The 24,543-nt window shown below is 72.2% G+C and carries 7 protein-coding genes and 2 pseudogenes; 6 read left to right on the top strand and 3 right to left on the bottom strand.

Translation table 11 applies throughout. The features are described from left to right. Positions 1-192 precede the first annotated feature (192 nt). The 6 genes and pseudogenes from ACFWM7_RS13405 (at position 193) to ACFWM7_RS13380 (ending at position 6,834) form a co-directional block, all read left to right on the top strand. Positions 193-1,437, top strand: coding sequence for an NADH:flavin oxidoreductase/NADH oxidase family protein (locus ACFWM7_RS13405; RefSeq protein ID WP_383259491.1), 1,245 nt, complete (start codon positions 193-195; stop codon positions 1,435-1,437). A gap of 137 nt (positions 1,438-1,574) precedes the next feature. After that, positions 1,575-2,501, top strand: coding sequence for an acetoacetate decarboxylase family protein (locus ACFWM7_RS13400; protein WP_383259489.1), 927 nt, complete (start codon positions 1,575-1,577; stop codon positions 2,499-2,501). A gap of 26 nt (positions 2,502-2,527) precedes the next feature. Next, positions 2,528-4,126, top strand: coding sequence for a succinic semialdehyde dehydrogenase (locus ACFWM7_RS13395; protein ID WP_383259487.1), 1,599 nt, complete (start codon positions 2,528-2,530; stop codon positions 4,124-4,126). A 188-nt stretch (positions 4,127-4,314) separates the two neighbouring features. After that, positions 4,315-4,929, top strand: coding sequence for a TetR/AcrR family transcriptional regulator (locus ACFWM7_RS13390; protein WP_383259484.1), 615 nt, complete (start codon positions 4,315-4,317; stop codon positions 4,927-4,929). Between the two features lie 80 nt (positions 4,930-5,009). Beyond that, positions 5,010-5,846 (top strand): annotated as a pseudogene (locus ACFWM7_RS13385) (type I restriction-modification system subunit M N-terminal domain-containing protein); the annotation flags it as partial. A 235-nt stretch (positions 5,847-6,081) separates the two neighbouring features. Next, positions 6,082-6,834 carry a hypothetical protein gene (locus ACFWM7_RS13380; protein ID WP_383259482.1) on the top strand — a complete coding sequence of 251 codons (753 nt, stop codon included), beginning with the start codon at positions 6,082-6,084 and terminating at the stop codon, positions 6,832-6,834. Positions 6,835-6,893: 59 nt separating this feature from the next. Here the strand turns inward: ACFWM7_RS13380 and ACFWM7_RS13375 are convergent, their stop codons facing one another. The 3 genes and pseudogenes from ACFWM7_RS13375 to ACFWM7_RS13365 all read right to left on the bottom strand — a co-directional run bounded on the left by ACFWM7_RS13375 (position 6,894) and on the right by ACFWM7_RS13365 (position 21,026). Then, complete coding sequence (locus ACFWM7_RS13375; protein WP_383259479.1) at positions 6,894-7,298, bottom strand: FKBP-type peptidyl-prolyl cis-trans isomerase; 405 nt, start codon at positions 7,296-7,298, stop codon at positions 6,894-6,896. Positions 7,299-7,527: 229 nt separating this feature from the next. Continuing rightward, a pseudogene (locus ACFWM7_RS13370) lies at positions 7,528-7,899 on the bottom strand (hypothetical protein); the annotation flags it as partial. Next, a complete protein-coding gene (locus ACFWM7_RS13365) occupies positions 7,875-21,026 on the bottom strand; it encodes a hypothetical protein (protein WP_383259513.1) in 13,152 nt (4,383 codons plus the stop codon). The pseudogene ACFWM7_RS13370 and the gene ACFWM7_RS13365, both read right to left, overlap by 25 nt. Positions 21,027-24,543: the final 3,517 nt, after the last annotated feature.

Here is a 24,543-nt window from a genome sequence, read left to right as displayed (position 1 = left end):
CCTCCACAGTCCGGGACGACCGGCGGCCCCGCAGGCGGGAAGCACCCGAACGGCTGGTGGCCGGTCCTCCGCCCCCGACTGCCGACCGGTGCGACGCACCCCACACCACCCGATGTTTACGCTGATTACATTCATGGGCTAATGTGAGTGGTGTACACATCGTAGGCGATCAAGAGGAAAGAGAGAATTGATATGACCGGCGAGCTGTTCTCACCGCTGCATCTGCGCTCCGGGCAGGTGCTGAAGAACCGGATCGCGAAGGCGGCGATGGAGGAGAACATGGCCGGCGACGGCCAGTTGCCCGACGAGCAGCTGTCCACGCTGTACCGGCAGTGGGCGGCCGGCGGTACGGGACTGCTGATCACCGGCAACGTCATGGTCCACGCCGAAGCGCTGACCGGCCCGGCCGGCGTCGTACTCGACGAGCACGCGCCGCTGCGGCCGTTCGCCGATTGGGCGGAGGCGGGCAAGTCCGGCGGCGGCGCGATATGGATGCAGATCAACCACCCCGGCCGCCAGGTCGCCTCCGACATGCCCGGAGTCGTCTGGGGCCCGTCCGACATCGGCGTCAGCCTGGGTAAGCACAGCAGCCGGTTCGGCCGCCCCACCGCCATGACCGCGCAGCAGATCGACGACACCGTGACCCGGTACGCGGTGACCGCCCACCGCGCCGAGAAGGCCGGCTTCGACGGCGTCGAGATCCACGCCGCGCACGGCTACCTGCTGTCACAGTTCCTCTCCCCCCTGGTCAACAAGCGCACCGACCGCTGGGGCGGACCCCTGGAGAACCGCGCCCGCATGCTGCTCGACATCGTCCGCGCCGTAGGGGCCGCCGTCTCGCCGTCCTTCGCGGTCGCGGTCAAGCTGAACTCCGCCGACTTCCAGCGCGGTGGATTCGACGCCGAGGACGCCCGCCAGGTCATCGAGATGCTCGAACCCCTCGGCGTCGACCTGGTCGAACTCTCCGGCGGCAGCTACGAAAGCCCGGCCATGACCGGCCGGTCCACCGACACCCGCACCCAGGCCCGTGAGGCGTACTTCCTGGATCTGGCCAAGGACCTGGTCACCACCAGCCCTATCCCGTTGATGCTCACCGGCGGCATCACCAGGCGCGGGACCGCACAGAAGGTGCTCGACAGCGGTGTGGCGGTCGTCGGCATGGGCACCGCGCTCGCCGTCACGCCCGACCTGCCCGACCGCTGGCGCGGCGGCCGCGAGGCTGACCGCCGGATGCGCCCGGTGAAGTGGTCCGACAAGGCCCTCGCCTCCGCCGCGAGCATGGCGCAGGTCCGCCACCAGATGCGCCGAATCGCCCGCGGCAGCAGCCCCAGGCCCGGCACCCACCCGGTACTCGCCCTGGTCGCCGAACAGCGCAAGCAGCGCAACGCCCTGCGCCGCTACCGCGCCTGGCTGGCCGAGCCCCGGAGCGCGGCCTGAGCGGCGCCCCCCGCTCCCCCACCCCCTCCTGTCAACCCTGTCAACACTCCCCGGGCATCACCACACCCACATGTTGACGCAGCAAACATTCCCCCTGACCGGCATGCATACATCGCTAACATGAGAGGAAACCAGCCATGCCTTCGCATCAGAAGGACAAGAACACTGTCAAGGTCGACCTGGGCGGCCGTGAGGTCGCGGTCCCCAAGGGCGGTCTGTACGACCGGTACCGGATGAACCCCGACCTCGACGCGATCGCCCGCGATCCGCGCGTCAGCGGCGTGGACTTCTTCCGCCGACTGCCCAAGATCAAGGTCGACTCCCCGATCGGTCCGACGCTCACCCCGAACTTCTACTACACGATGTCCACGGCCCGGCTCACGATGCTCGCACCGTCCCGGGCCATCCGCGCCCGCCTTCCCGAGGAGCTTTCGCCGCTGGAGATCGTGCCGGGCCTCGGACTGGTGTCGGTGATGTTCTTCCGGTACGACGTGTGCGACATCGACTTCTACACCGAAGCCACGGTCGGCATCGCTGTGAAGCCCGCCCGGCACGGGAAGCTCGGCTTCTTCGACCTCGTCACCGGCCTGAAGAACGAACACCTCGACGCCTACGTGCTGTCCCTGCCCGTGAATTCGGACATCGCGCAGGTCCGCGGCCATGACGGCTACGGCTTCCCCAAGTGGGTCACCGGCCTCGACGTCGACATCGACGACAGCCGGACGACGGCCCGCGTGGCCAACGACGCCGGCGGAGTCGATCTGGCGTTCTCGGCGGCCACCCCGGCCCAGAGGGCGTACGTGAGCGGGGAGCGCGTCGGCTCGCTCACCTCGTACACGAAGATCAACGGCGCTTGGCACTCCACGCTGAACCAGACCAACGTGCTGAACGCCGGCACCACGCGCAGCACCAGTGGCATCGCCCTCCAGCTCGGCGAGGGCCGCATGTCCGACGACCTGCGCTCGCTCAAGCCGAAGCGGACCATCCAGTTCGACGTCATGACCGAAGGCCAGGCCGCCCTCCACATGCCGGTGCCCACTTCGGTCCAGCGCCGGAACAGTTGAGCGACGAGCAGGCAAGGAGCCCCGCCATGCCCACCGAACACGCAACCCGCCCCACCACCAACCGCGGCCCGGCCCTGCCGGCGTCCATCACCCCGACTCTGCTCAGGCGGCTATCCGCGCTCGTCTCGGCCGCGCCGAACGCCGCACGGGTCACCACCAGCGCTCCCTACACCGGCCTCCCCCTGGCCGACTTGCCGGTCTCGACGCCGGAAGAGGTCGAGGCGGCCTTCGCCCGCGCCCGGGTCGCGCAGAAGTCCTGGGCCGCCACGCCGATCGCCGAGCGCAAGCGGATCCTGCTGCGCTACCACGACCTCGTCCTCGCCCGCCGGGACGAAGCCTTGGACCTGATGCAGGCGGAGAACGGCAAGACCCGCCGCGACGCCTACCTTGAAGTCGTCGACATCGGGATCGTCTCGCGCTACTACGCCCGCAACGCCGCCAAGTACCTCAGCCCCAGGCGGCGCCGCGGTGCGATCCCGCTGCTGACGCACACGACCGAGCTGCGCCACCCCAAGGGCGTCGTCACCGTCATCTCGCCCTGGAACTACCCCCTCAGCATGGCCGCGAGCGACACCATCGCAGCCCTGATGGCCGGCAACGCCGTCGTCCAGAAGCCCGACACCCAGACCGCGCTCACCGCCCTATGGTCCATGGACCTCATGCACGAGGCCGGACTCCCCCGCGACGTATGGCAGATGGTCATCGGCCGCGGCAGCTCCATCGGCACCCCGCTGATGGACAACGCCGACTACATGATGTTCACCGGCTCCACCGCCACCGGCCGCCAGATCGCGAGCGACGCCGGCAAGCGCCTCATCGGCGCCTCCCTCGAACTCGGCGGCAAGAACCCCATGATCGTCCTCGACGACGCCGACATCGACAAGGCCGCCGAAGGCGCCGTCAACGCCTGCTTCCCCTCCGCCGGCCAACTGTGCGTCTCGGTCGAGCGCCTGTACGTCGCCGAATCCATCCGAGACAAGTTCGTCTCCGCGTTCGTCGCCCGGACCAGGAAGCTCAAGATCGGTGCCGCCTATGACTACAGCATCGATGTCGGCAGCCTCACCACGCCCTCCCAGCTGAAGACCGTCACCGAGCACGTCGGCGACGCCGTCGCCAAGGGCGCCACCGTCCTCGCCGGCGGCACGGCGCGCCCCGACCTCGGCCCGCTCTTCCACGAGCCGACCGTCCTCACCGACGTCACCCCCGACATGACCCTGTACGACCACGAGACCTTCGGCCCGGTCGTCTCCATCTACACCTACCGGGACACCGACGAAGCCGTCACCCTGGCCAACGCCACGGCCTACGGCCTCAACGCCAGCGTCTGGTCCCGCAACGGCGCCCGCGGCCGGGCCGTCGCCGCCCTCGTGCACGCCGGAACCGTCAACGTCAACGAGGCCTTCGCCGCCGCCTGGGGAAGCATCGACGCACCCATGGGCGGCATGGGCGACTCCGGCCTCGGCCGACGCCACGGCGCCGATGGCATCCTCAAGTACACCGAACCCCAGACCGTCGCCCACCAGCGCCTCCAAGGCTTCTACCCGCCGTCCCGCATCTCCCCCGAAACCTGGGCCGACCTCCTCACCAGCGCACTCAAGGTCATGAAGACCATCGGTATGCGCTGAACAGCGACCGCCCCGCGCCACCCCGGGGCAGCCGATCCCGTCGAGCGGTGCCGGCGCCCCCGGAGAAGCGGTGCCGGAACCGCTCGCAGGCGGCCCCGGTTTCTTCTTCCTTTCCGATCACCTAAGATGTATACATCGTTCACATCAGGGAGGAGATGTGGACATGGCAAACATAAGGAGCACGGCCCATGTCCCAGAGCAGCACGTACCACCACGGCGATCTGCGCGCCGCCTGCCTGCGTGCCGCGCGTGAACTCCTGGAGGAGGACGGCAGCGCCGGACTCTCGCTGCGCGCGGTGGCCCGGCGGGCCGGGGTCTCGGCGACGGCCCCCTACCGCCATTACGCCGACCGCGAGGCCCTGGTCTCCGCGGTGGCCGCCGAGGGGTACCGCGAGCTCGCCACCCACCTGGCGCAGGCACACCCCGCACCCTCGACCCCCGATGAACTCGCCGCGGTCGCCGTCGCGTACGTACGGTTCGCACTGGAGCACCCGGCCCTGTTCCGGGCGATGTTCGCGGAGCCCTGCGACCCCACCAGCGAGGAGCGCGTCGCCGCGACCGCCGCCATCTCGGAGTACGTCCGCACCATCGTCGCCGCGACCTTCCCCGATGTGGACGCGGCCGCCCTGTCGACCACGGTGTGGGCCCTCGTCCACGGCCTCGCGTTCCTGCACCTCGACGGCAAGCTCGACTCCTCCACCCCCGAGATCGTCGCCGCCCAGGTCACTTCCGCCGTCCACGCGCTGTTCCACGCGGCCCCGGCGATGTCCGGCGCGGTGGCGGCCGCTCAGCCGGGGGTCTGAGCGCCCCCCAGGGCGCGGCGAAAGCCTCAGCCGCCCCCGATCCCCCGCACGCCGCCCTTCTCCCCCACATAAGCTTCTCGATGCTGATCGCGGAAGATCCGCGCATCCGGGAGGGGGAGAGCATGAGTGATTCGGTGACCCAACTATCCCGAATCATCTGGTCCGTCCGGGACCTGCTGCGCGGCGACTTCAAGCGATCCGACTACGGAAGGGTCCTGTTGCCGTTCACCGTCCTGCGGCGCCTCGAATGTCTGCTCGCCCCCACCCGGCCCGACGTGCTGGAGGCCGCGGAGAAGCTGGCGCTCGACCGTGGCGAGGAATCGGACGCGCTCTTGCGGCAGGCTTCCGGCCACCCCTTCTACAACACCCGCCCCTTGACGCTCGCGCGCGTCGCCGAAGAACCGCGGATGTCCGGGCCCCTCCTGCTCGACTATGTGTACGGCTTCTCCCGGAACATCCAGGAAGTCTTCGAGCGCTTCGATTTCGCGACGACGGTCAAGCGCCTGGACTCCACCGATCTGCTCCATCACATCGTCTCCCGGTTCCAGCAACTGGATCTGGGGCCGACCCTCTCGACCTCCGAGACAAGCCTCATCTTCGATGATCTGGTACGGCGATTCGCCGAGCAGAGCAGCGAGACCAGCAGCGAGCACACCACGCCGGGCGACGTCAGTCGGCTCATGGCTGCCCTCGTACTGGAGCCCGATCTGGGGCAACTCGCAGCTCCCGGGACCGTCAGGACCGTCCTCGATCCCGCCTGTGGCACCGGTGGCCTGCTCAGTGCGATCTCGGATCACATCACCGACGTCAATCCCGACGCCCGGGTCCACCTGTCGGGCCAGGACATCAACCCCGAGAGCTGGGCGATCGCCTACTCCAGCATGCTGATGAGCGGCCACGACCCGGTGCGGATGGCATGGGGAAACGTTCTGGGCGAGGACAAGTTCGCAGGGGAACGATTCGACTACCTGCTGGCGTCTACGGGCCACCACCGAGGGCATCCTGCCGAACGTCTTCTCCGGCAGCGAGACCCTCAGCGACGACATCCGGACAGCGATACGGTTCGCCTCCCACGAGGCACGGCTGGCGGGTCAGTTGGTGCGCCCCTTCGACGACCCCATCTGGCGGGCGGAGTCGAGCTACCCCTTCCACATGGCCGCCCTCGCCCGCCGCTACCGCGTCAGCACCCATTCCGCCGAGCGCAAGGACGGGCTGCTCAAGCTCGGCGAAGGCACCGCACGCACGCTGGGCATCCTCGCGCTCAGCGAACTCATCGCCCACCACGGGGGGTTCACCAAATCCCTTCGCCAGCAGTTCCGCAACGGAGCTGCCTTCGGCACCTGGCTCTGGCTCATCGAACGCTTTCTGGAAGACGTCGAAGGCACGCCCGCCCTTGCGGAACTCGAGGCGATCCGGGACCGCGACACCACACGGAAGCTCCTGGAGGAGATCAAGGACTTCCGCAACCACTCCCATCACTCCCACGGCGTCCGCATGAGCCACGAGATCGACGTGGACATCGAGAAACTCGAACCCCGCGTGGTCTCGGCCATCAGCTCGGTGAACTGGCTGTCCGGAATCCAGTGGTACTGGGTGGAGCGCTGCGAGTATCTCGACGAGTCCTCCTACCGCACCGTGGGCCTGAGGCTCAGGGGAAGCCATCCGAGCTGGGAACCGTTCGAGCGGTCGACCACCTACCCGCTGCGCCCGGACCGGGTGTATGTCGACAGCGATCCCTCGGGCCGTCCGGTCGATCTCTGGCCGCTGGCCGTGGCCAGTCTCTGCCCGGACTGCCGGACACGGGAGCTGTTTCTGATCAACCAGGTACGGGACGGGCGGGTGATCCTCCGCAGCCTGGAGGAGCATTCTCTGGAGATCCCGTTCCGCACGTCCGAGGAGAGCTGAGCTCCCGCTCCGCTGCAACACGGTCGCCATCGGACGGTGGCGGCCGTGGGCGGAGTCCGTCAAGCCGCGCCACGCTCTGGCGGGCCGCCCACCACCGTGAGCAGGTCCACGACGAAGATCAGCGTCGAGCCCGCCGGGATCAGCGCGGAGGGTGACTGCTTCCCGTAACCGAGGCGCGGGGGAACGATGATCTCGCGCCGACCGCCGACCCTCATTCCCCTGACCCCCCGGTCCCAGCCCTTGATCGCCCGGCCGCCGCCCACGGCGAACTTGAACGGCCGGTCCTCCTCCCAGGACGAGTCGAACTCCCGCCCGGACGCGAACGTCACCCCGACGTAGTGAACCCGGACGACCCGGCCCGGAAGCGCCTCGGGCCCGTCCCCGACCACGAGGTCCCGGATCGTCAGCTCGGTGGGCGGCGCCCCCTCCGGAACCTCGACCACCGGCTTCGTCAGTTCGCTCATCACGGTCCCCTCGCTCGCCTCCGGAACCCTTCGCGCGGGCCGACCGGACACATGGACACTCCATGTGGCAGGCGATCACGGTACGCCTCACATCACCTCTGCCGCCCCACCCGGCGAGCCGTCCAGTTCGACGGAGAAGCCACCATGCGGCCCTCGATGACAGTCCTCCGGACGAGTCAAGGGTCAATCAGCCCCGCGATCGGTCACGGTGCTGAACAGTGCGAGGCCGCTATGCCGACAGCGCGGGGAACACGACCAACGAGCCGTCCCGGCTGCGAGCGACCTCGTTCGCCACGTCCGTGGTGCGGCTGTCGCTCATGACGCCGTCGCCCAGCTGGTGAATCCGGTGTGTCGCGCGCATCAGGCGATCAACTTCACCAGGTGTGAAAACGGGCCGCAGGCCGCTCGGGCGAGCCAGCTCCAGAGCCGACAGACGTAGCAGGACACCAGCGATGCTCGACTCCAGTCCGTCCAGGCGCTGCTGGTCGCGCTTCAGTGCGCGGGCAAAAGCCTCGAACGGATTACCGGGGTCGCTCTGGGCGTGCTCGACGGCCTGCAGGACAATGACTCGCCGCTTCAACGCGGTTGCCAGGGAAGCAAGGGAGTGCGCGCCGAGGCAGGGGTTTCCACCACGGCCCGGGCGTGCTCGTCGGGGAAGAGGCCGTCCCGGGCGACGTGGTCGCGCAGCTCCTGCTCGGTGAGCGGGTGGACGTTCCAGTACCGGCCCCAGTTGTCCCGGTAGTCCAGCGCCGGGTCGTGGCCGGGCATGCCGTCGAGCGCCAACTGGGCGCCGCGCATGACCTCGTGGAACGAGTGGTGGCCCGCCGACAGCGACATGGCGATCATCCCGGCCCGGATCAGCCCGAGGTCCAGATCGATACCCCACTGGTCCCGCATCCGGGCGGCGTGCACCAGGAAGCGGTAGGTCGAACCCGCGGTGCCGGTCAGGACCAGGCCCCCCGTGTCCTCGGACGCCCCCTGGAGACCGGATGCCATCGCGAGGTCGTACACGGAGGACGCGGGCATCCAGGTGAGGCCGAGCTCGTTCACCGCGAAGGGGCGCTCGGCCCGGCTCAGGGGTGGGCGTACGTCGTCGGGGTCCGTCTGGACCGTGTGCAGGCGGGTGGCACGGGCGAGCGCCGCCTGCTTCTCCGTTACGGAGAGGGTGTCGTCCAGGTTCAACTGTGCGGCCATCCGCTCCAGTTCGGCGCGGGCTTCTGCCTGGCGGCGGCTGGGACGCTCGTTCTCGATCTCCGGGTTCGGGTCCTCCCTGCCTCCCAGCATCTCGGGCACCAGGTCGCTGGAGATGCCCTGGAACAGGAAGGTCACCAGTTCCCTGAGATTGCCGGTCCGCAGCACCTGTTGGAGGACGGGCCGGTGGGTGCCGACGGACCCGGGCATGCTCGGGTTCTCGCTGCCGAAGGTGGCGAGGGCGCGCGGGTACTGCTGCCGAGCCCGGTCCCACGCGGCGCGCGCCATCTTGCGGAACTCCTCCGTCACCGCCTCGTTCTCGGCGAGGTGTTCGGCCAGTCTCCGCTCGAAGGCGACGGACTCCTCGGCGTACCGGATACGGGCCTGGACCCAGGCTGGCACCGGTGCGCCCCGGTCGGGGCTGGGCGTCGCGGACCGGCGGCCGGGGCGGGACGGATCCCGGTGGGAGGGAGTGGTGGACGTGCGGGTGGACTCGGCCGTGTCGGGGCGCGTGGGCGGAGTTGCGGTGGCCGGGTCCGTACCGGCGGGCTGTGAGGTCCCGGGGGCCGGCTCGGCGGTCGGGCGGGGCAGCGCGGGCGGTTCGGTGCGGGGCGGCTCCCCGGCGGGTGCGGTGCGGCCGGGAGCAGGGCGGCCGGGGACGGGGGACGAGGCGTGCCGGTGGTCGTCGATGTCCACGGTCACCACCCGTCCCCGGTCCGGGTCGGTGGCGCGACGGACCCGCTGGGCGTCCAGGGTGAGCGTGAAGTCGGCGAGCCGGACGTGCGGGCCGGGAGCGCCTTCCTGGAACGTCCTGAGCAGTCGGCCCAGCCGGTCCCCGAGCGCCTTGCCGACCGCCGCCGCGCGCTTCTCACCGCTGGCCCGGGAGCGGTTGCCGTGTCCGGTGAGGGTGACCGTGGGCAGGGGCAGCCCGTTGGCGTGGTTCCACAGGCCGGTGCGGGCCAGCGACAGTGCCAGGGCGTCCAGGTTCGCGTCCGCGTCCGGCGACAGGGTGTGCTGCTGTTCGGCGAACCGTACGGTCCGCTGGTCCGGGCGGAGGGCGTGGCCGTGCAGGGCGACCGTGGTGATCGGATTGGAGACGGCCGGTGAAAGGTCGGACAGCAGCGCCGCGTTGACCGCGTGAGTGGACTCGCCGGGACGCTTGCTGTAGGCCCGGAAGAACCACTGGTCCTTGTCGTCCAGGACCGGTGCCGCAGCCCGTACGGCGTCCCGGGCGCGGGCGCGGGCCTGGTCCACCTCGCGCTGGGCCAGGGCGTGTTCGGGGCGGTCCTCGGCGAAGTACCACCGGACGTGCTCGGCCTCGTGGACGGCGGCCAGGGCCCGGGCCGCACGGGCGAATCCTTCCAGCCGGGCGATCTCCGCCGGGACCGCGCCGTCGCGCCGCATGCTCTCGGCGCGGGCTTCCGACTCCTGTGCCAGTGCGTTCAGTTCGTCCTCGTCGTAGCGGTCGAGGTTCTCGTCGACGACGGCGTCGAGCTGGTCCACCGGGATCGGCGTACGGGAGTGGGTCTCGTTCTCCAGGGTGATCTGGTGGCTGCCGTCCTCGCTCGCCAGCACCACCTGCGCGAAGTGGTACGGGGCGTGCGGGCCGACCGGGTCGCCGGGCTTGGCGTGGTTGTGGTTGAAGAGCTGGGCGCCGCTGTCGTTGGTGGTGCTGACCGACTGGATCAGATAGCCCTCGCCGACCTCCGCCCAGGCGTACTCGTTGACCCCGGTCCGGGCGGCGGCCCGGGTCAACGGCCCGCGCAGCGTGTTGTCCTGGGTGTGGCGGAGGGCCTGGCCGTACGCCTCGCCCGGGGTGGGCGCGCCCACCACTCCGCCGGTGAAGCGCGGGTCGCGGCCCGCCTGCCGGGCAGCCCAGTCCGGGGTGACGTCGGTGGCGGTACGGGTGCCGTCGGCGACCTCCGTCAGCGCCTGGGCCAGGTGGTGGGTGCCGGTGACCTCCCGGCCGTGCAGTCCGTTGACCGGGACCGTGGCGACCGTACCGTCCGGGGTGCGGAAGGCGAGGTGGGAGAGCGGCGCGGCATCCGTTCCGGCGACCATGCGGGCGAAGTCCCGGGTGAAGGCGTGCTCGGATGACCCGGAGGCGGTGAGGAACCGGGGCTCCACCCGGAACAGCGGTTCGCCGGGCGTGCCGTCCTCCCGGGTCAGGACCACGCGCACCGACGGGTCGGTCTCCAGCCGCACTCCGGCTCCGGCGGCGGCCAGGCGGGCCGAGGAGCGCTCGATCGCCGCCCGGGTGGCGTACACCTGCCTGCCCCGTCCGGTGGTGTCGTTCCCGGCCGAGAGCAGCGCGACCGTCCGGTCCTCGGAGATGTGCAGCGGCGGCCGGTCGGCGGCGGGGACGGCGCCGGGAGCCTGGTGGGGCAGGACCAGCGCGGGCCCTTCCCCTTCCTCCTGCGTAGGGACTTCGCCGACCGTCCGGGGGCCGAGGTCGTTGAACAGCACTCCGGTGCCGCTCTCGTCGACGACCTCGTAGTCGCGGGTGACCAGGGGTCGGGCGCGCAAGGCGTCGGTACGGCGTTCCCATTGCAACTGGTCGGCCAGCCGGTCGAACTCCGCGTCGCCGTCGCTGGTGGAGCCGCCGTCACTGTCTCTGTCGCTGTCACGGCCGTCGTCGCTGTCGCTGTCGCCGTCGCTGCTGAGGTCGCGGGCGCCGGGCAGGCCGGGCTCCTGCGGCGGCGGGGGCGTGGTCCAGTCCGGCCCGGTCTCCCCGGCTTCCCGGTGCACCACGAGGTGGGCGGCCCCGGTGGTGGGGTGGGTGGCCACTTCGGCCGGGCCCAACGGGTACCAGACCGGGCGGGCCGTCGTACCGGCGACCAGGTTGGCGACCTGCGCGGCGAACGCCGGGGGCAGGGCGAGCACGATGTCCGCACCGCCCGGACGCCGGGAGTCGTACGAGATGATCCGGGCCATCTCCTCGGCGTCGCGGACCACGAAGGTACGCCACGGCGTGACGATCTCGACGCCGCCGCCCTCCGCCGCCTCGGCCACGAAGAGGTACGGGTTCCGCCATGGCGCGCCCTGCCCGGCCACTCCGCCGGAACGCTCGGCGAGGTAGGAGTCCGGAGCGGGCAGACCCCGACCCGCCCCCGTGAAGTCCCGCCCCGCCGGAGTCCGTTCCGCCGTGCGGAGGAGGGTCTCATCGGCGAGGGTGTCCCGCCGGGTCTCGATCTGCCGGTCGACGAAGTACACGGCGAGGTCATCGGCGGTCGCCAGGTCGTCCGACGACGCCTCCAGCGCCAGCGCTCCCAGGTCCAGGACGTCCTGGTTGCTCACCCGGGCCCGGTGCGGCACATGCAGGACGTGCCGGACGAGGTCGGCCAGCCCGGCACGGGTCGGACGGCCGCCCGCCGCCGCCTCGACGAGCGCGTAGAGAGCCTCTGAGGTCTCCTGGAGCCGGGCGCGCGGGGCCCTGTTCCACTGCGGGCCGAAGATGGCCGTCAGCCACTCGGGGTCGGCCCAGATCGGGGTGTCCTCCTCACTGTCGGAGTCGGAGTCGGCATCGGATGCCGAGTCGGTTTCGCTGTCGGACTCGCTGTCGGTGCCGATGCGGGTGGTGTTGTGGGGCTGCGGCTGGGGCTCCGCGCCGGACAGCGTGCTGAGTTCGTACGCCTCCTCCTCCCCGGGCAGCCCTGGAACGTCGCCGTGCGTGGACGTCTTCGGCTTCGGTGCCGGGGGTGGGGCCGGAGTCCGGAGAAGCAGCGGTACGAAGTCCCCTCCCCGGCGGCGGAGTCGGAGGACCGGCACGTCGGCGGAGGGGCCCGCGTAGGTGTGGGCGGTGCCGTTCTCCTCGATCAGGGTGACCGTGGCGCCGGTCGCCTTCGCCGCCCACTCGGCCACCGCACGGTCGGCCTCCGGGCCCCATGGGGCGTTGGCCAGGTGGCGGCGCAGTCGGCCGTCGAGGGCGTCCTGGCTCAGCGCGGGGACACCCTTATGGTTCGCGGGCGGCGGGGGCGAGAACAGCGCGTCGCGCTCCGCCCGTTCGCCGGGGAGCCCGTTCAGGCGCATCAGCTGGGCGGGCGACGCCCCGGCGCGGGTCCGGAGTCGGGCCGCCGCCCGCGCGTCGCGGCCGGGCTGCTCGGCGGCGTGGCGCAAGGCCGTGGAGAGTGCGGCGAAGAAGCCGTTGCCCCGGCCCGCCGGAGCGCCCTGGGTGTAGGTGGCGCCGTCGGGTGCGGTGAGGAGACCGTCGCGGTCCAGCCGGTAGCGCGGGCCGTCCGCGTCGGCGGGAGGCAGAGGCAGCCAGGGCGGGATGGCGTGGCTGCGGTGGGCGGGCGGCTTGGGGGTGGTCTCCGTACTGGCCGAAGGCGTACTGGTGGTCGGCGGGGTCGGCAGCGCGGTGGTGATCGGCGGCGTCGTGCCGGGTGTCAGCGCGGCGGAGAAGAAGCCGTCGGCAGCGAAGAGCACCGGGCCGGAGGCCGCGTCGGCCGTCGCCGGGTCGGCGCCCTGCGGCAGGAATGTCTGCTGCCGCCCCTCCCGCGTCACGACCGTCACCGGGGCGCCCAGGACCCGGGCCGCGAGTGCGGGCAGCAGGTCCGCGCCGCCGTGGTCCCCTGCCCTGCGCTCGGGCGGGGACGGGTCTCCGGCCTTCGGGCCCACCGCCGTGGGCTCGGCCGTGAACGGGCGCGACAAGGCCGCCATGGCCAGCGCCACTCGCTGCTCCGGGCTCGGCCAGACTGTCTGCGGGAGCCGGCCGAACGCGTCGAACTCCGCCTGCTGAGCGTCCGTCAGGTCAATTTCCGCGTAGTCCAGTTCGGCCTGGGTGAAGGTGTCCGCCGCATCCAGGGCCAGGCCGTCCAGGAGGTCCTGGTTGCGGTCGTCGCCCAGCGCCCACGCGAGCCGGTTGCGCGCGGCGTCGACGGCCTCTCTGGTGACCGCCGGGTCGCCGGGGTCGGCCGTGAACCGGTCGGCGAGGTCCGCGTCGAGCAGGAAGGGCAGCCTGCCCCGGTCCTGGGCCGTCGCGAGCAGCGCGTGGAAGAACGAGGCCCCGTCGTGCGGCACTTCGTGCACCTGGTGGGCCGTGCGCCCGTCGGGCGAGGTGAGGGTGCGCGGCGCGGAGTCGGTGGCGTCGGTGACCGTGTACGGCTCCGGCGCCTCGGAGCGCCAGTCGGGCGCGGTGTACTCCTGCGGCGCGTCCTTCACCGGCACCGAGCCCGAACCTTGGTGGTGGGCGGTGAGGCGGGCGGCGGCGAGGTGGAGGCGGTGGTGGTCCTTCGCTGCGGTGTCCAGGCGCTGCTGCCAGCGGCGTACCTCGTCGCGGGCGGTCTGCCAGGCGGTGACGGCCGGGGACTGGGCGACGGCCTTCGGCAGGACCGTGGGCCGGTCGTCGTCCCCGAGCGCGGCCTGCTCCTCGGGGCTCAGGTCGAGCCAGGTCTCCCTGGTCTTCGCGCGGGCGTCGTAGTAGTTCTTCTCGGCGGTGGCGAGGTCGGCCGCCGCCTTCGCCTGGTCGTCCCAGGCGGTGCGGGCCTCGTCGGGGAAGGTGGTGTCGTCCAGGAGGCCGTAGTCGCGGGCGATGTCCTCGCGGAGCCAGACCAGGGCGGTGGTCTCGGCCTCGACGGCGCGGGGCCCGCGCCGGGGCTTGCCGAGGGCCTGCATCGGGCGGCTGTCGGTGACGCGGTGGTCCACCTCGGCCACCGAAAGCCAGCTGACGGGGACCGCGAAGAGCATGCTGCGATCGGTGACGACCTTGACGTGGGTGCCGAGCGTGGTGTCGTTGGCGCTCCTGAGCGCGGTGGAGTCGTTGGCACCGCCGATGGGGACCGTGGCGCCGGGGTTGGTCACGCCCGCGTTGCTGTTGCCCGCCAGCGGCGACGTACTGACCGCGCCCTCGACGTTGTCGGTGATGCCCGCGTCCAGCGCGTCGCCGGTCTTGCGCCGCTGCATGGCCTCCATGCGCGGCTTGTTCTCCACGGCGAGCAGCCGGGCGCCACCGCGGTGCATCTTGGCGTAGAGGCGCGAGTCGGCGGTGTGGGACTGGCCGAGGAGGCGGGCGGAGGACTGGGTGGGCAGCGGTGAGCCGTCGGCTCCGAGCGCCTCGCGGAACCCCGCGGTCAGACCGACCTGGGAGGTGGCCTCCTGCTGGGCCTGGGCCGGGGCGGTGCCGAGGCCGGTGAGCGGGGTGTGGCGGGCCATCCGTACGCGGTCGGTGAGTGCGGTGCCCGTGTGCCGCTTTCCGAGGTCCGTGTCGCCGGGGAAGCCGTCGGCGCGGGCGGTGGCGAGGGTCAGGGCGTCCTGCACGTTGGCCGAGCCGAGGATGTCCACGGCGAGGATGCCGGAGCCGATCACATCGTCGAAGGGCAGGATGTCCGGGTCGCTCTCGCCGGTCCCGCCGTCCGTGGTCCGCCACCGGGCGATGGACTCCGGCAGTGCCTGATCAGCCGTCAGTACCTTTACCTCGCGCGAGGGTTCCGGCACGTCCTGTTCGGTGAGCGCCCCGTCGGCGCCGTCGCCGGTCGGGGTGAGCAGGCTCGCCGGGAGGATCTCGTTGAGGGAGCCGACGGGGGCGGTGGCGGTGGGGCCGAGGGGCTTCCCGGACGCGTCGACCAGGGTGGCCGTCAGGGTGTACGTGGTGACGATCTCAGCGTGTGCCTGGGTGGTGGCGATGTTGGGCATCGCGGTACTGCCGACCGCCTCGGTCACATTGCTCGACCGCTGCTTGGCCGCCGTTCCCTGGAGCGCCGGGTTGGCGACCAGGACCCCGCCGCCCGGCGCGCGTTCGCTCGCGCTGAGCGTCACGTCGCCGCCGCGGTCCTGGGAGCGGCCGTCGACGTCGTCGCGGGCGGTGGTGCGGTAGTCCTCCAACTCGTAGCCCGTACGCAGCCGTTCCACGGTGGTGGTGACCGGCGTCAGGGTCAGCTTCAGCTGCCCGGGGCTGCCGCCGACCGGCAGGTGGTGCGGGCTCGTCCAGGTGCGGTAGTGGACCGGCAGGGCCATCCCGTCGGTGGTCAGCTCGTGCACATGGGAGCGGAGGAAGTCCGGCGAGAGACGCTGGAGCACCTGCTCCCGGTCGTGCGATGGCACGCCCATCCGCTCCAGCTGCCCCATCAGCTGCTGCGCCGCCCGGCTCGCGTCGAGCCGGCCGCTGGGGTGGGAGGGGAAGTGGCGGCGGCGGAGGAACGGGGGCAGCCGGTAGCCGCCACCCAGGTTGTCCGGTGTGGTGGTCCCGAGGCCGTCCGGGGCGAGCCCGGCCTCGATCGCGTCCTGCATCGGCAGGTGGAACATCACCGCGTCGCGGATGCGCTGGAGCGCGGCGGCGGCCCGGCGCGGGGAGAGGCCGCGCCCGAGCCGGTCGGAGATCCGGCCGGCGGCGGAGCTGATCCGGCCCCCGGAGCGGGTGCCGACCGCCCCCATCGCGGCCGTCCAGCGGTCCCGTACGGCAACGGTCTCGGCGGCGTCGGCGACCACCAGGTACATCCGGCCGGCGTAGCTGAGGGTGGTGTTGCGGCCCCGGGTGAGGGTCTGGGAGACGCTGCGGCCCTTGCCCCAGGCGTACTGGAGCGCGGTCGAGTACGTCCCCACCAGTGCCTGTTGGCCGGGGGCCCGCTGCACCGGCATCACGGCGCCCTGGATTCCCAGGGTCGTCCGGGAGCCCGTGCCGGAGGTGCCGGCGACGCGGTGTTCGTTGCCGATCGTGGCTTCGAGGCTGCCGGGCTTCGGGTCGCTCTTGACGCGTACGTTCTCCAACTCGCCCCGCACCGCCGCCGCGAGGTAGTGCGTCGAGAAGGGGCCCGCGCCGGTGAGTCCGGTGATGCGGGAGCCGAACGGGCCCAGGTACTGGCCGAGCTGTCCGGCGACGCCGAGGTTGGCCATGGCTCGGCGCAGGGCGGTGCGGATCGGGGTGCCGGGGGCGCTGACGTGCCAGGAGGTGCCGGTGGCGCGGTCGGCGGTGTCCTGGACGAGTTGCTGGCGCTGCTCGCCGCCCTCGGTGCTGAGGACGACGTGCGGGGCGCTGAGCAGCTTGTTCACGAGCTGCCGGTCGGACGAGGACGTGCGGGGCAAGGGGCGTGTGCCGTCGAGGAGTTGGTCCGCCTCGGTGGAAGCGAGAGGACGCGGTACGGGGGTGGGCGCGGGTGCCGGCGCGGGGCCGGTGGCCGGAGGGTCGGCGGGGGCGTGGCGGTCGGAGCCGTGGGCGGCGGGGACGGCCAGCTCCACCCGGCCCACGGTCTCGGCGCCCTGGGCGAACAGCGGCCGCTCGGCGACCTTGCTGACGAAGACGCCCGCGCCCAGCAGCCCCACCGAGACAAGCCGGGTCCAGCCGCGCGGGCGGCGGTGCCCCTCGAAGCTGGCGCCCAACTCCACCTGGTAGCTGTAGAGATCGGCGCCGTTCTGGAAGGTCAGCTGGTCGTGGGCGACCGCGACGGTGTTCTTGCCGGCGCGGGTGCGCGTCTGCGCGTACCGGGCACCCAGGGAGACGTTGCCCGTCTGGCGGGGCAGCCCGGTGCCGGGGTCCTTGCCGTGGTCGCGCGGGGAGATGCCCAGTTCGACGCCGGCGGAGAGGGTGGTGGACTCCTGCTGGCCCTGGCCGGAGATCTCGGTGCCGATGACGGCGTTGCGCAGTGAGCGTTCGCTCAGGGTGGTCTCGAACCGCCGGTCGGTGAGGCGGGCGCGCAGGATGAGCGTGTGGTGGCCCCGGCGGACCTTTCCGTCCTCGGTGAGGGTGACCGGCACCCCGGTGGTGGTCAGGTCGTCGAGGCTCTGCGCGAGGCTCGGACGGTTCAGCGCCTCACGCACCTGGCGCTCGTTGTGCAGGGCGGTCCGCATGCGCCCGTCCCCGTACCAGAGCTTGGCCAGGTGGGGGTGGCGCAGCATCAGCGGCGGGACGAAGAGCGACGGGTACGCGCGGTGGAGCGTGTCCAGGACCGTGTCGGTGAAGGCCTTCAGGGGGTCCGGAGGGGTGGGGGCCGGGGCGGGCACAGCCGTGACCGGAGCCGGGGCGGGCGTGGTCGCCCCCGGCGCGGGAGCCGTCGTCGTTGGGGCCGTGGTCGCCGGGGCCGGGGGCCGCTGGTCCGGCACGAAGCCCTCGGCGCGGACCTGGCCGCCCAGGTGCACCGGGTCCTCGCGGGTGAGGTACCACGGCACCGGCGGCTCGGCGTCCGGGTTCGGGCCGGTCGCTCCGGGCGTACGGCTGTCCCAGCCCGCGAGGCGGCGCGCGTCCTGGGTGGAGTACCAGTCGAGGCTGACCACCCGGACCGGCCGGGCGGCGGAGGCCGGCTGTCCGGCCGTGCGCACCATCAGGGTGCGCTCCACCCGGTACAGCGCCATCGGGTGGTTGCGAACGCGGCCGGTCACCTTCCGAGCGGCGTCCGAGCCGAGGTAGTGGCCCCGGCCCGCGCTGAGATCGGCGCGGACGAGGGGGCCGCCCTGAAGACGTACATCGGTCTCGGGACCGATGAGGGTGTAGTTGGGACCGGCGGTGACCTGGACGCCGAAGCGGGTGTCGCGGAGGTGGGCGCGCTGGTTCTGGTACGTGGTCTGGGTGAGGTCGCGGACCTCCGCCTTGACCGACTCCGTGACCAGGGTGGCCCGGTGCGGGATCGACCGCTCGACGATCAGATGGCCCAGCGGGTGCTGCGCGCTGCCCCGGGTCAGTTCGGGGCCGCTGACGGGCCCGGAGAGCCTCCCGAAGAGGCCGAGGAGCCGCCCGGGCCGTACGTACGAGATCAGCGTGCGGTGGGCCGAACTGCCGGGACGCGCACCGGAGATGGCGAGTGCGACGTCCTCCGGCGGATCGGTGAGGTGGAGGGCGGTCGTGTCGGTGATCCGCGGTTCGGCCCCGTCCGGGAAGGTGAGCGTCTCCGGGGCACGCTTCGGCCCCGTGAAGGGCACGGTGAGGTCGTCGGGCAGCCGCCAGCTAAGCCCGTCCCGCATGGCGAAGGCGGCGGAGTGCACCTGGCTGCGCTGCCAGCGGGGAGTTGCGGCGGGCGGGGTGCCCGGCCCAGGGGTCGTCGGGGCGAGCGGCGGCGGGGCGGGGGGCTTCGGGGCCTCGGTGACCCGCTCGACACGCACCCGGTAGTGGACATCATCCAGATGCAGGTGCGACCCCTCCCAGGCCCGGTACTCACTCTGGTGGTACGCCTGGGTGCCCTGGGTGTAGTCGGTCTTACGGGTCCAGCCCAGCGAGACGCCGATCTTGAGCATCCAGTTGAGCGGCGGGCCCATGCCCAGCGCGGCGGCGACCCGGCGGCCGACGCCGACACTGCGCCCGCCGCCCGTACCGGCCTGACCGCGCCGCATGGTGTCCAGCCGGACGGTCGCGCCGCCGACCTCGCCGAAACGCTCCCAACGGTGGTACGGGACGGCCTCGACGATCATCTCGTGGCCGACCCCGGACTTCTCCCGGCCCACGAAGCGCGCGCCGCGCGGGGCGGTGAACGCGCCGGGCTGGTCCTTCAGCAGGCGCAGCAGCTCCGCCTCGTCGAACTGGGCGCGGAGCTTCTCGGGCAGCTGGTCGAAGACCTCCTTCGCGACCTGCTCGGGCGAACGCAGGGTGAGGACGCCCGGGCCGTTGAGGAGCCCGGTCCTCGGCGGCCCGGCGGCGGTCCGCGCGCCCGGGCCGGTGGGACCGTCGTCCGGATCGGCGTCCGGGCTGATCAGGACGGTGGGGAGGCGACTGCCGTCGTCGAAGGTGACCGTGCGCGGGGCGGGGCCCGGCGGCCGGGCGTCCTCGCCGGTCAGCAGCCGTGCCGGGCGGTGCCGCTCCAGCTGGGTCTCCAGCGGTACGGGATCGCCCCGGTCCGGGCTCTCCTCGGTGGGGGCGTCCAGGTCGGTGACGCCGCCCATGCTCCGCAGCCACTCCCCGAAGACGTCGGAGCCGGCCGGGGTCTCGGTGGCCGGGGCGGACGTGGGAGCGGGGGCCGGGGCGGACGTGGCGGTGGGCAGAGCGGTGGCCGGGACCAGGGCGTCGTAGTGGTCGGCGCCGTTGTAGGCCACGTACAGGGTGCCGCCCCGGCCGCCCGGGTGGAGCGGGGTGACGGAGGTACCCGCCGGCCCCGACGCGTCGGGGCGGACGAGCCGCAGCTCGACGTCGAGGGTGTGCGCCAGCGCGAGCGGGAGCGCGTCGGCGAAGGGCGAGGACCACAGGGCCGTGAGTTCGGCCGCCGCGAGGATCAGCCCGTCGGTGCCGAGCCGCCGCGCGTCGGCGGGAGTGGGCACCACGTCGGCGAGGCGGGGGTAGCCGCTGTCCCGGAGGATGCGCCGCCACCGGCGTCCGTCCCCGTCGGTGACGACCGCCTGCTCGATCCGGTCCCAGCGCTGCCCGATCCGGTCCCGCGCCTCCGGATCCCGTACCCCGGCCAGGGCGGTCATCCGGAGGTCGTCGACGACGGCGAGCACCGGGTCGGGGGTGGCCTCGACGTCCGGGGCGAGCAGTTCGGAGCCGGTGAGCCGGTCGCGGAGCAGGCCGCGGAGTCCGGCGACGTTCCGCGCAGCCCACGGGGGCGGGACGGCGTGGCTGCGCGCGGTGTCGAGGAGAGACCGGAAAAGGCAGTCCCCGTCGGGCCGGGCGGGCATCCTGCGGAAGGCCCGGCCGTCCGCGTGGACGGTGTCCGCGAGGCCGGGCGTCCCGGCGTCCTTACCGGACAGCTGGACGTCCTCGGCGATGCTCTCCGGCCGGGTGGGCGGGGCCGCGGCCGGGCGGGGTTCGGGGTGGACGAGGACGGCGTGGTCGTTACCGGGGCTGAAGCGGAGCAGCGGTTCGCCGGACGCACCCTCGTGGGACCTGACGATCTTGTCGAAGACCGACTTGTCGAAGGCCGTCGGCGGATTCCAGAACATGTGCGCACCGTGCGCCACGGCCATGTCCTTGGCCCGCATCTCGTCGATCAGCGCGTCGTGTTCCACGGGCGAGATCCGGGGACCGTCCGGCGAGGACACGTCGAACAGGTCGTGGTCGCCGGTGATCGGACGGCGGCCGCCCGCGTCGTCGAAACCGAACACGATCCCCTGGTGCACGGTGAACGTGCCGTCGGCCTCGTACTGGGCCATCTTCCCGGCCAGTTCGTGGAACTCCGTGGACCGCTGGTTGAACCGCGAGACCACCCGGTCCCACGCGTCCACCGGAACCGATCCCTGATCCGGCAGCACCGGCCGGAAGTAGCCGACCAGTCCGATGGTTTCGGGATCGGCCCCCAGCAGGACGTCGACCTCGTTGACCGTCTTCGCCTTGATGTCCTGCGGCTTCGGCATCGCCCCCGCGTCCAGCCACTTCGGCGCCGACGGATTCGTCGGCCGCACATCCACGACCACATTCCGGTCCCGCGCCACATCACGGAACTTGTTGAAGTTCTTCTCCGGAATGCCGTACATGTGCCGGGCCGTGTAGGAGTCGACCTGTCCGGGCTTGAGCTTTTGCGTCCAAGTGAGGACGGCTTGGTCGCTGTTGGGGGTGAAGCGGAGCAGCGGTTCGCCGGAGGGGGCCTGATGGGAGCCGACGATCTTGTCGAAGACCGACTTGTCGAACGCGGTCGGCGGATTCCAGAACATGTGCGCGCCGTGCACGACGGCCATGTCCTTGGCCCGCATCTCGTCGATCAGCGCGTCGTGGTCGGGATGCGAGAGCCGTGAGCCGTCGGGGGACGACACGTCGAACACATCGTGGTCACCCGTGATCGGGCGCCGGTCACCGGCCTCGTCGACACCGTAGACGACGCCGTTCTGGACGACGAAGCGACCTTCGGCCTCGTACTGGGCCATCTTTCCGGCCAGTTCGCGGAACTCGGTGGACCGCTGGTTGAACCGTGAGACCACCCGGTCCCAGTCACCGCGCGAAACGGAGCCCTCGGCGGGCAGCACCGGCTGGAAAAAGCCGACCAGACCGATCGTGTCCGCATCGGCGCCGAGCAGGACGTCGACCTCGTTGACCGTCTTCGCCTTGATGTCCTGCGGCTTCGGCATCGCCCCCGCGTCCAGCCACTTCGGCGCCGACGGATTCGTCGGCCGCACGTCCACCACGACGTTCCGGTCCCGCGCCAGGTCGCGGAACTTGTCGAAGTTCTTCTCCGGAATGCCGTACGTGTGCCGAGCCGTGTAGGCGTTGACGGCCCGGGAGTTGACCGGGAGCGTCGGCGGAGGCGGGCTTCCTTCGGACCCCGGCGTGTCCTGCGGGCCGGTCGGGGCGGTCGCGGCCGTGAGCTCCGGGTGGTGCAGGCGGCGGGCCAGCTCGGCGGTGTCGGCGGGGCCGAGGCCCAGTTCGGACAACGGCAGCGGGGCGTTCGACAGGGACCAGGTGATCTGCGCGGAGCGTGCGTAGGCGAGGCCGAGCACGTCGGGCTGCGAGACCAGGGTGTCCGGGGGCAATTCGGGCGGCGGGGGCGGCAACAGCGCGTCGAGCGTGGTCTCGGGAGTCGCGCCGGCCCGCAGTCCGGCTGCGGCTTCAAGGAACGCGGTGTACTGCTCCGGGGTGGGGCCGGCGGCCGGGTCGACGGTGGTGCCGTTGTTGGCGGTGTGCCAGTCGGTGACCATCCGGTCGAGCAGTTCCGGGGTCATCCGGCCGTCGCCGTACCGCGCGGCGGTGCCCGGGTCACGCCAGCGCAGGCCGTCCACGTAGGCGAGGGCCGCCAGCAACCCCCGCTTTCGGGGCTGCTGTTCGGCGTCCGGTCCGAGGACTTCGCGCAGGGTGCGGATCTGCTGGAGGGTACGGGCGCGGGCGAAGGCGTCGGCCGGGTCCGGGCCCCCGTGCAGTCCGGCGTCGCGCGCCAGACCGTCCAGAGCGGTCCCGGCGGGCTCCGGGGTGAACAGCCGCCACCGGCCCGGCCCGCCGGGGCCTTCGGCGAGGACCGCGCGGACGTTGCCGTCCCGGTCCTTCGCGGTGCCCGCCTCGGTGGTCGGCGCGTACACGGGGCGCCCGGTCCGGTTGGCCACGTGCTGGGCCACCGGCAGCCCCGCGATCTTCGGCTGCTGCCCGGTCTCGCAGGAGAACAGCACCAGCGGCCGGTCCTGGTCCCCGTCCTGCGCCCAGGACTTGAGGACCTCGCCGAGCTGCACACCGCTGACCTTGACGGTCGGGTACGCGGCGTTGTCCGTGCCGAGCGTGACAGTACGGGGCGTGCCGTGGCCCACGAAGTAGTCGGCGCCCCGCTCGGTGCCGGAGCCGGGGAGCGCGGTCGGCGGGCCGGTGAAGACGGTTCGGGGAGCGGGCGGCGCCTCGGAGGCCCCGAGCGGCGGGGGCTCGGCCGAGGTGGTGCGCACCCCGCGGAAGCTGTCCTGGCCGAGCAGCGCCTCACGGCCCGTACTCTGCCCCGTACCGTCCTCGGCCGGGCTCTGCGAGATGGTCAACGTCTGTACGGCCACGCCGGGTTGGGGAGCAGACTGCGCCTGCGGCACGAAGCGCCGGAGCTCGCTGAAGGGCACTGTCTTCCGGTCCAGCGTGGTGATGGAGGGCCCGGCCGTGGGGGGCGGCGGCGTACTGTTGTCGCCGTCGGAGCTGCTGGTGGCGACCGGGACGTCGCCCGTGTCCATGGCGCTGTCCCGCCGCGACTCCAGGTTCACGTCGGCGGCGGTCTCGCCCTGCTGCGGGCGCGGCCTTCCGGTGTCCAGAGCGCCGTTACGGATAAGGGAGTCGACCATCTGCGGTACGGAGCGACCGCCCTGGAAAAGGCTGTACATGTTGTCCGGCACGACGGGGCGCAGGCCCTGCTCCAGCAGGAGTTTCGGCAGCAGGATCTGCACGTTGGACCGGAGGTTGCCGTCCTGGAACGGGTGGACGACGTGCAGCGCGCGGATGGTGCGGACGATGGAGGCGAGTTTGGCCGCGTCGTCGGCGTCGGGGTCGGACACGCGGGCGTAGTGCTGCTGGAACAGCGTGTCGACGAGGCCGGGGGCCGCGTTCTTGCCGTAATTGGTCGCCAGCGACGGGTTGTTGTGCATGAACCGGGTCAGGATGGTGACCGGTCGGGGCTTGGGCAGCGGCGTCGACCAGTCGCGGCTGGTCGTGTCGTAAACCAGCAGCTGGTCGCCGATGCGCTCGTCGAAGATGTCGTCGGCGAGCGTCTCGCCCCGCAGCGGGAACTGGGTGGCGCCGCCGCCGGACCAGCCGATCGTCCGGCCGAGATGGCCGGTGGCCAGTCCGTGCATGGTCCGGTACGAGGTCGAGTCCATGGGCGTCGAGACGGTGCCGGGGTCGCCGAGGAACTGCGTGTACGCCGACACCATGCCCTGCTGGAAACCCGGTGAGCGGTCGTGGTCGTAGTAGGAGCCGGGGTCGTCCGGGAAGGCTTCGAGCGCGGCCTCGTGGTTTTTGGGGTCGATGTAGAAGGTCCACCACTGGTCTTCGGGCAGGAAGTCCCGCAGTGTCTGCGGTGGTTGGTCCTGTGCCGGGTCCGCGGGGCGTACGGTGATCTGCCCGGGCGGGGGCGGCGCGGCCGGGGGTGTGAGGGTGGTGCCTGCGTCGCCGCGGCCCGACTCCAGGTGGAGGTCGGTGGCCGTCTCGGCCCAGGGGCGGGTGTCGACGGCCGGCTTGAACGTGACCGGTACGTCGATGCTCGTCGTGGGGGTCGTCGCCGTGGTGACGGGCAGCGGCTTGGTGTCCGACGCGGTGTCCGAAGGGGGCGTGGCCCCCGAGGACTTGATGTCGGCGGGCGGCTTCGGGCCGTCGGGGGCCGAAGGCGGCTTCACGTCCGATGTGCTGTCCGAAGTGGTGGTGATCACCGTCGGGTTGGTGTCCGGGGTGGCCGCGGGGCCGTCGCTGGTGGCCTTCGGCTCGTCCTCAGGTGCGGCCTTTTCCGGGTCATCGATGGTGGCCGTCGGTGTGGTGTCCTGGCCCATGTCGCCGGAGACGGGGGCCTGTTCGCCCGATACCACCTTGATCGCGGACGGGTCGGTGTCGCGCTGTCCGGTCTCGGTGTCCTCCGGGCTCTCCGGCACCCGCTCACCGGGCGCGGGCTCCACCACGGCGGGCTCGCCGGTCGGTCCCCCGTACGTGTCGGGGCGCGGCCCCGGAGAGGCGGAAGCCGGCGGTGTGGTGGTTGTCGATGCGGGCGGCGGGGTGGCCGACGTGATCGACGGCGGGGTGGCCGTCACAGCGGGTGGCACACCGAGGGCG

The organism is Streptomyces sp. NPDC058375 (assembly GCF_042723425.1).
Lineage (GTDB): Bacteria > Actinomycetota > Actinomycetes > Streptomycetales > Streptomycetaceae > Streptomyces > Streptomyces durocortorensis.
This window is presented reverse-complemented; position numbering and strand designations above follow the sequence as displayed.

What these genes read in the sequence shown, in the direction of transcription:
- ACFWM7_RS13405 (WP_383259491.1), top strand. Translation starts at nt 193, where the DNA reads ATGACCGGCGAGCTGTTCTCACCGCTGCATCTGCGCTCCGGGCAGGTG.
- ACFWM7_RS13400 (WP_383259489.1), top strand. Translation starts at nt 1,575, where the DNA reads ATGCCTTCGCATCAGAAGGACAAGAACACTGTCAAGGTCGACCTGGGC.
- ACFWM7_RS13395 (WP_383259487.1), top strand. Translation starts at nt 2,528, where the DNA reads ATGCCCACCGAACACGCAACCCGCCCCACCACCAACCGCGGCCCGGCC.
- ACFWM7_RS13390 (WP_383259484.1), top strand. Translation starts at nt 4,315, where the DNA reads ATGTCCCAGAGCAGCACGTACCACCACGGCGATCTGCGCGCCGCCTGC.
- ACFWM7_RS13365 (WP_383259513.1), bottom strand. Translation starts at nt 21,026, where the DNA reads ATGCGGGCCAAGGACATGGCCGTCGTGCACGGCGCGCACATGTTCTGG.
- ACFWM7_RS13380 (WP_383259482.1), top strand. Translation starts at nt 6,082, where the DNA reads ATGGCCGCCCTCGCCCGCCGCTACCGCGTCAGCACCCATTCCGCCGAG.
- ACFWM7_RS13375 (WP_383259479.1), bottom strand. Translation starts at nt 7,298, where the DNA reads ATGAGCGAACTGACGAAGCCGGTGGTCGAGGTTCCGGAGGGGGCGCCG.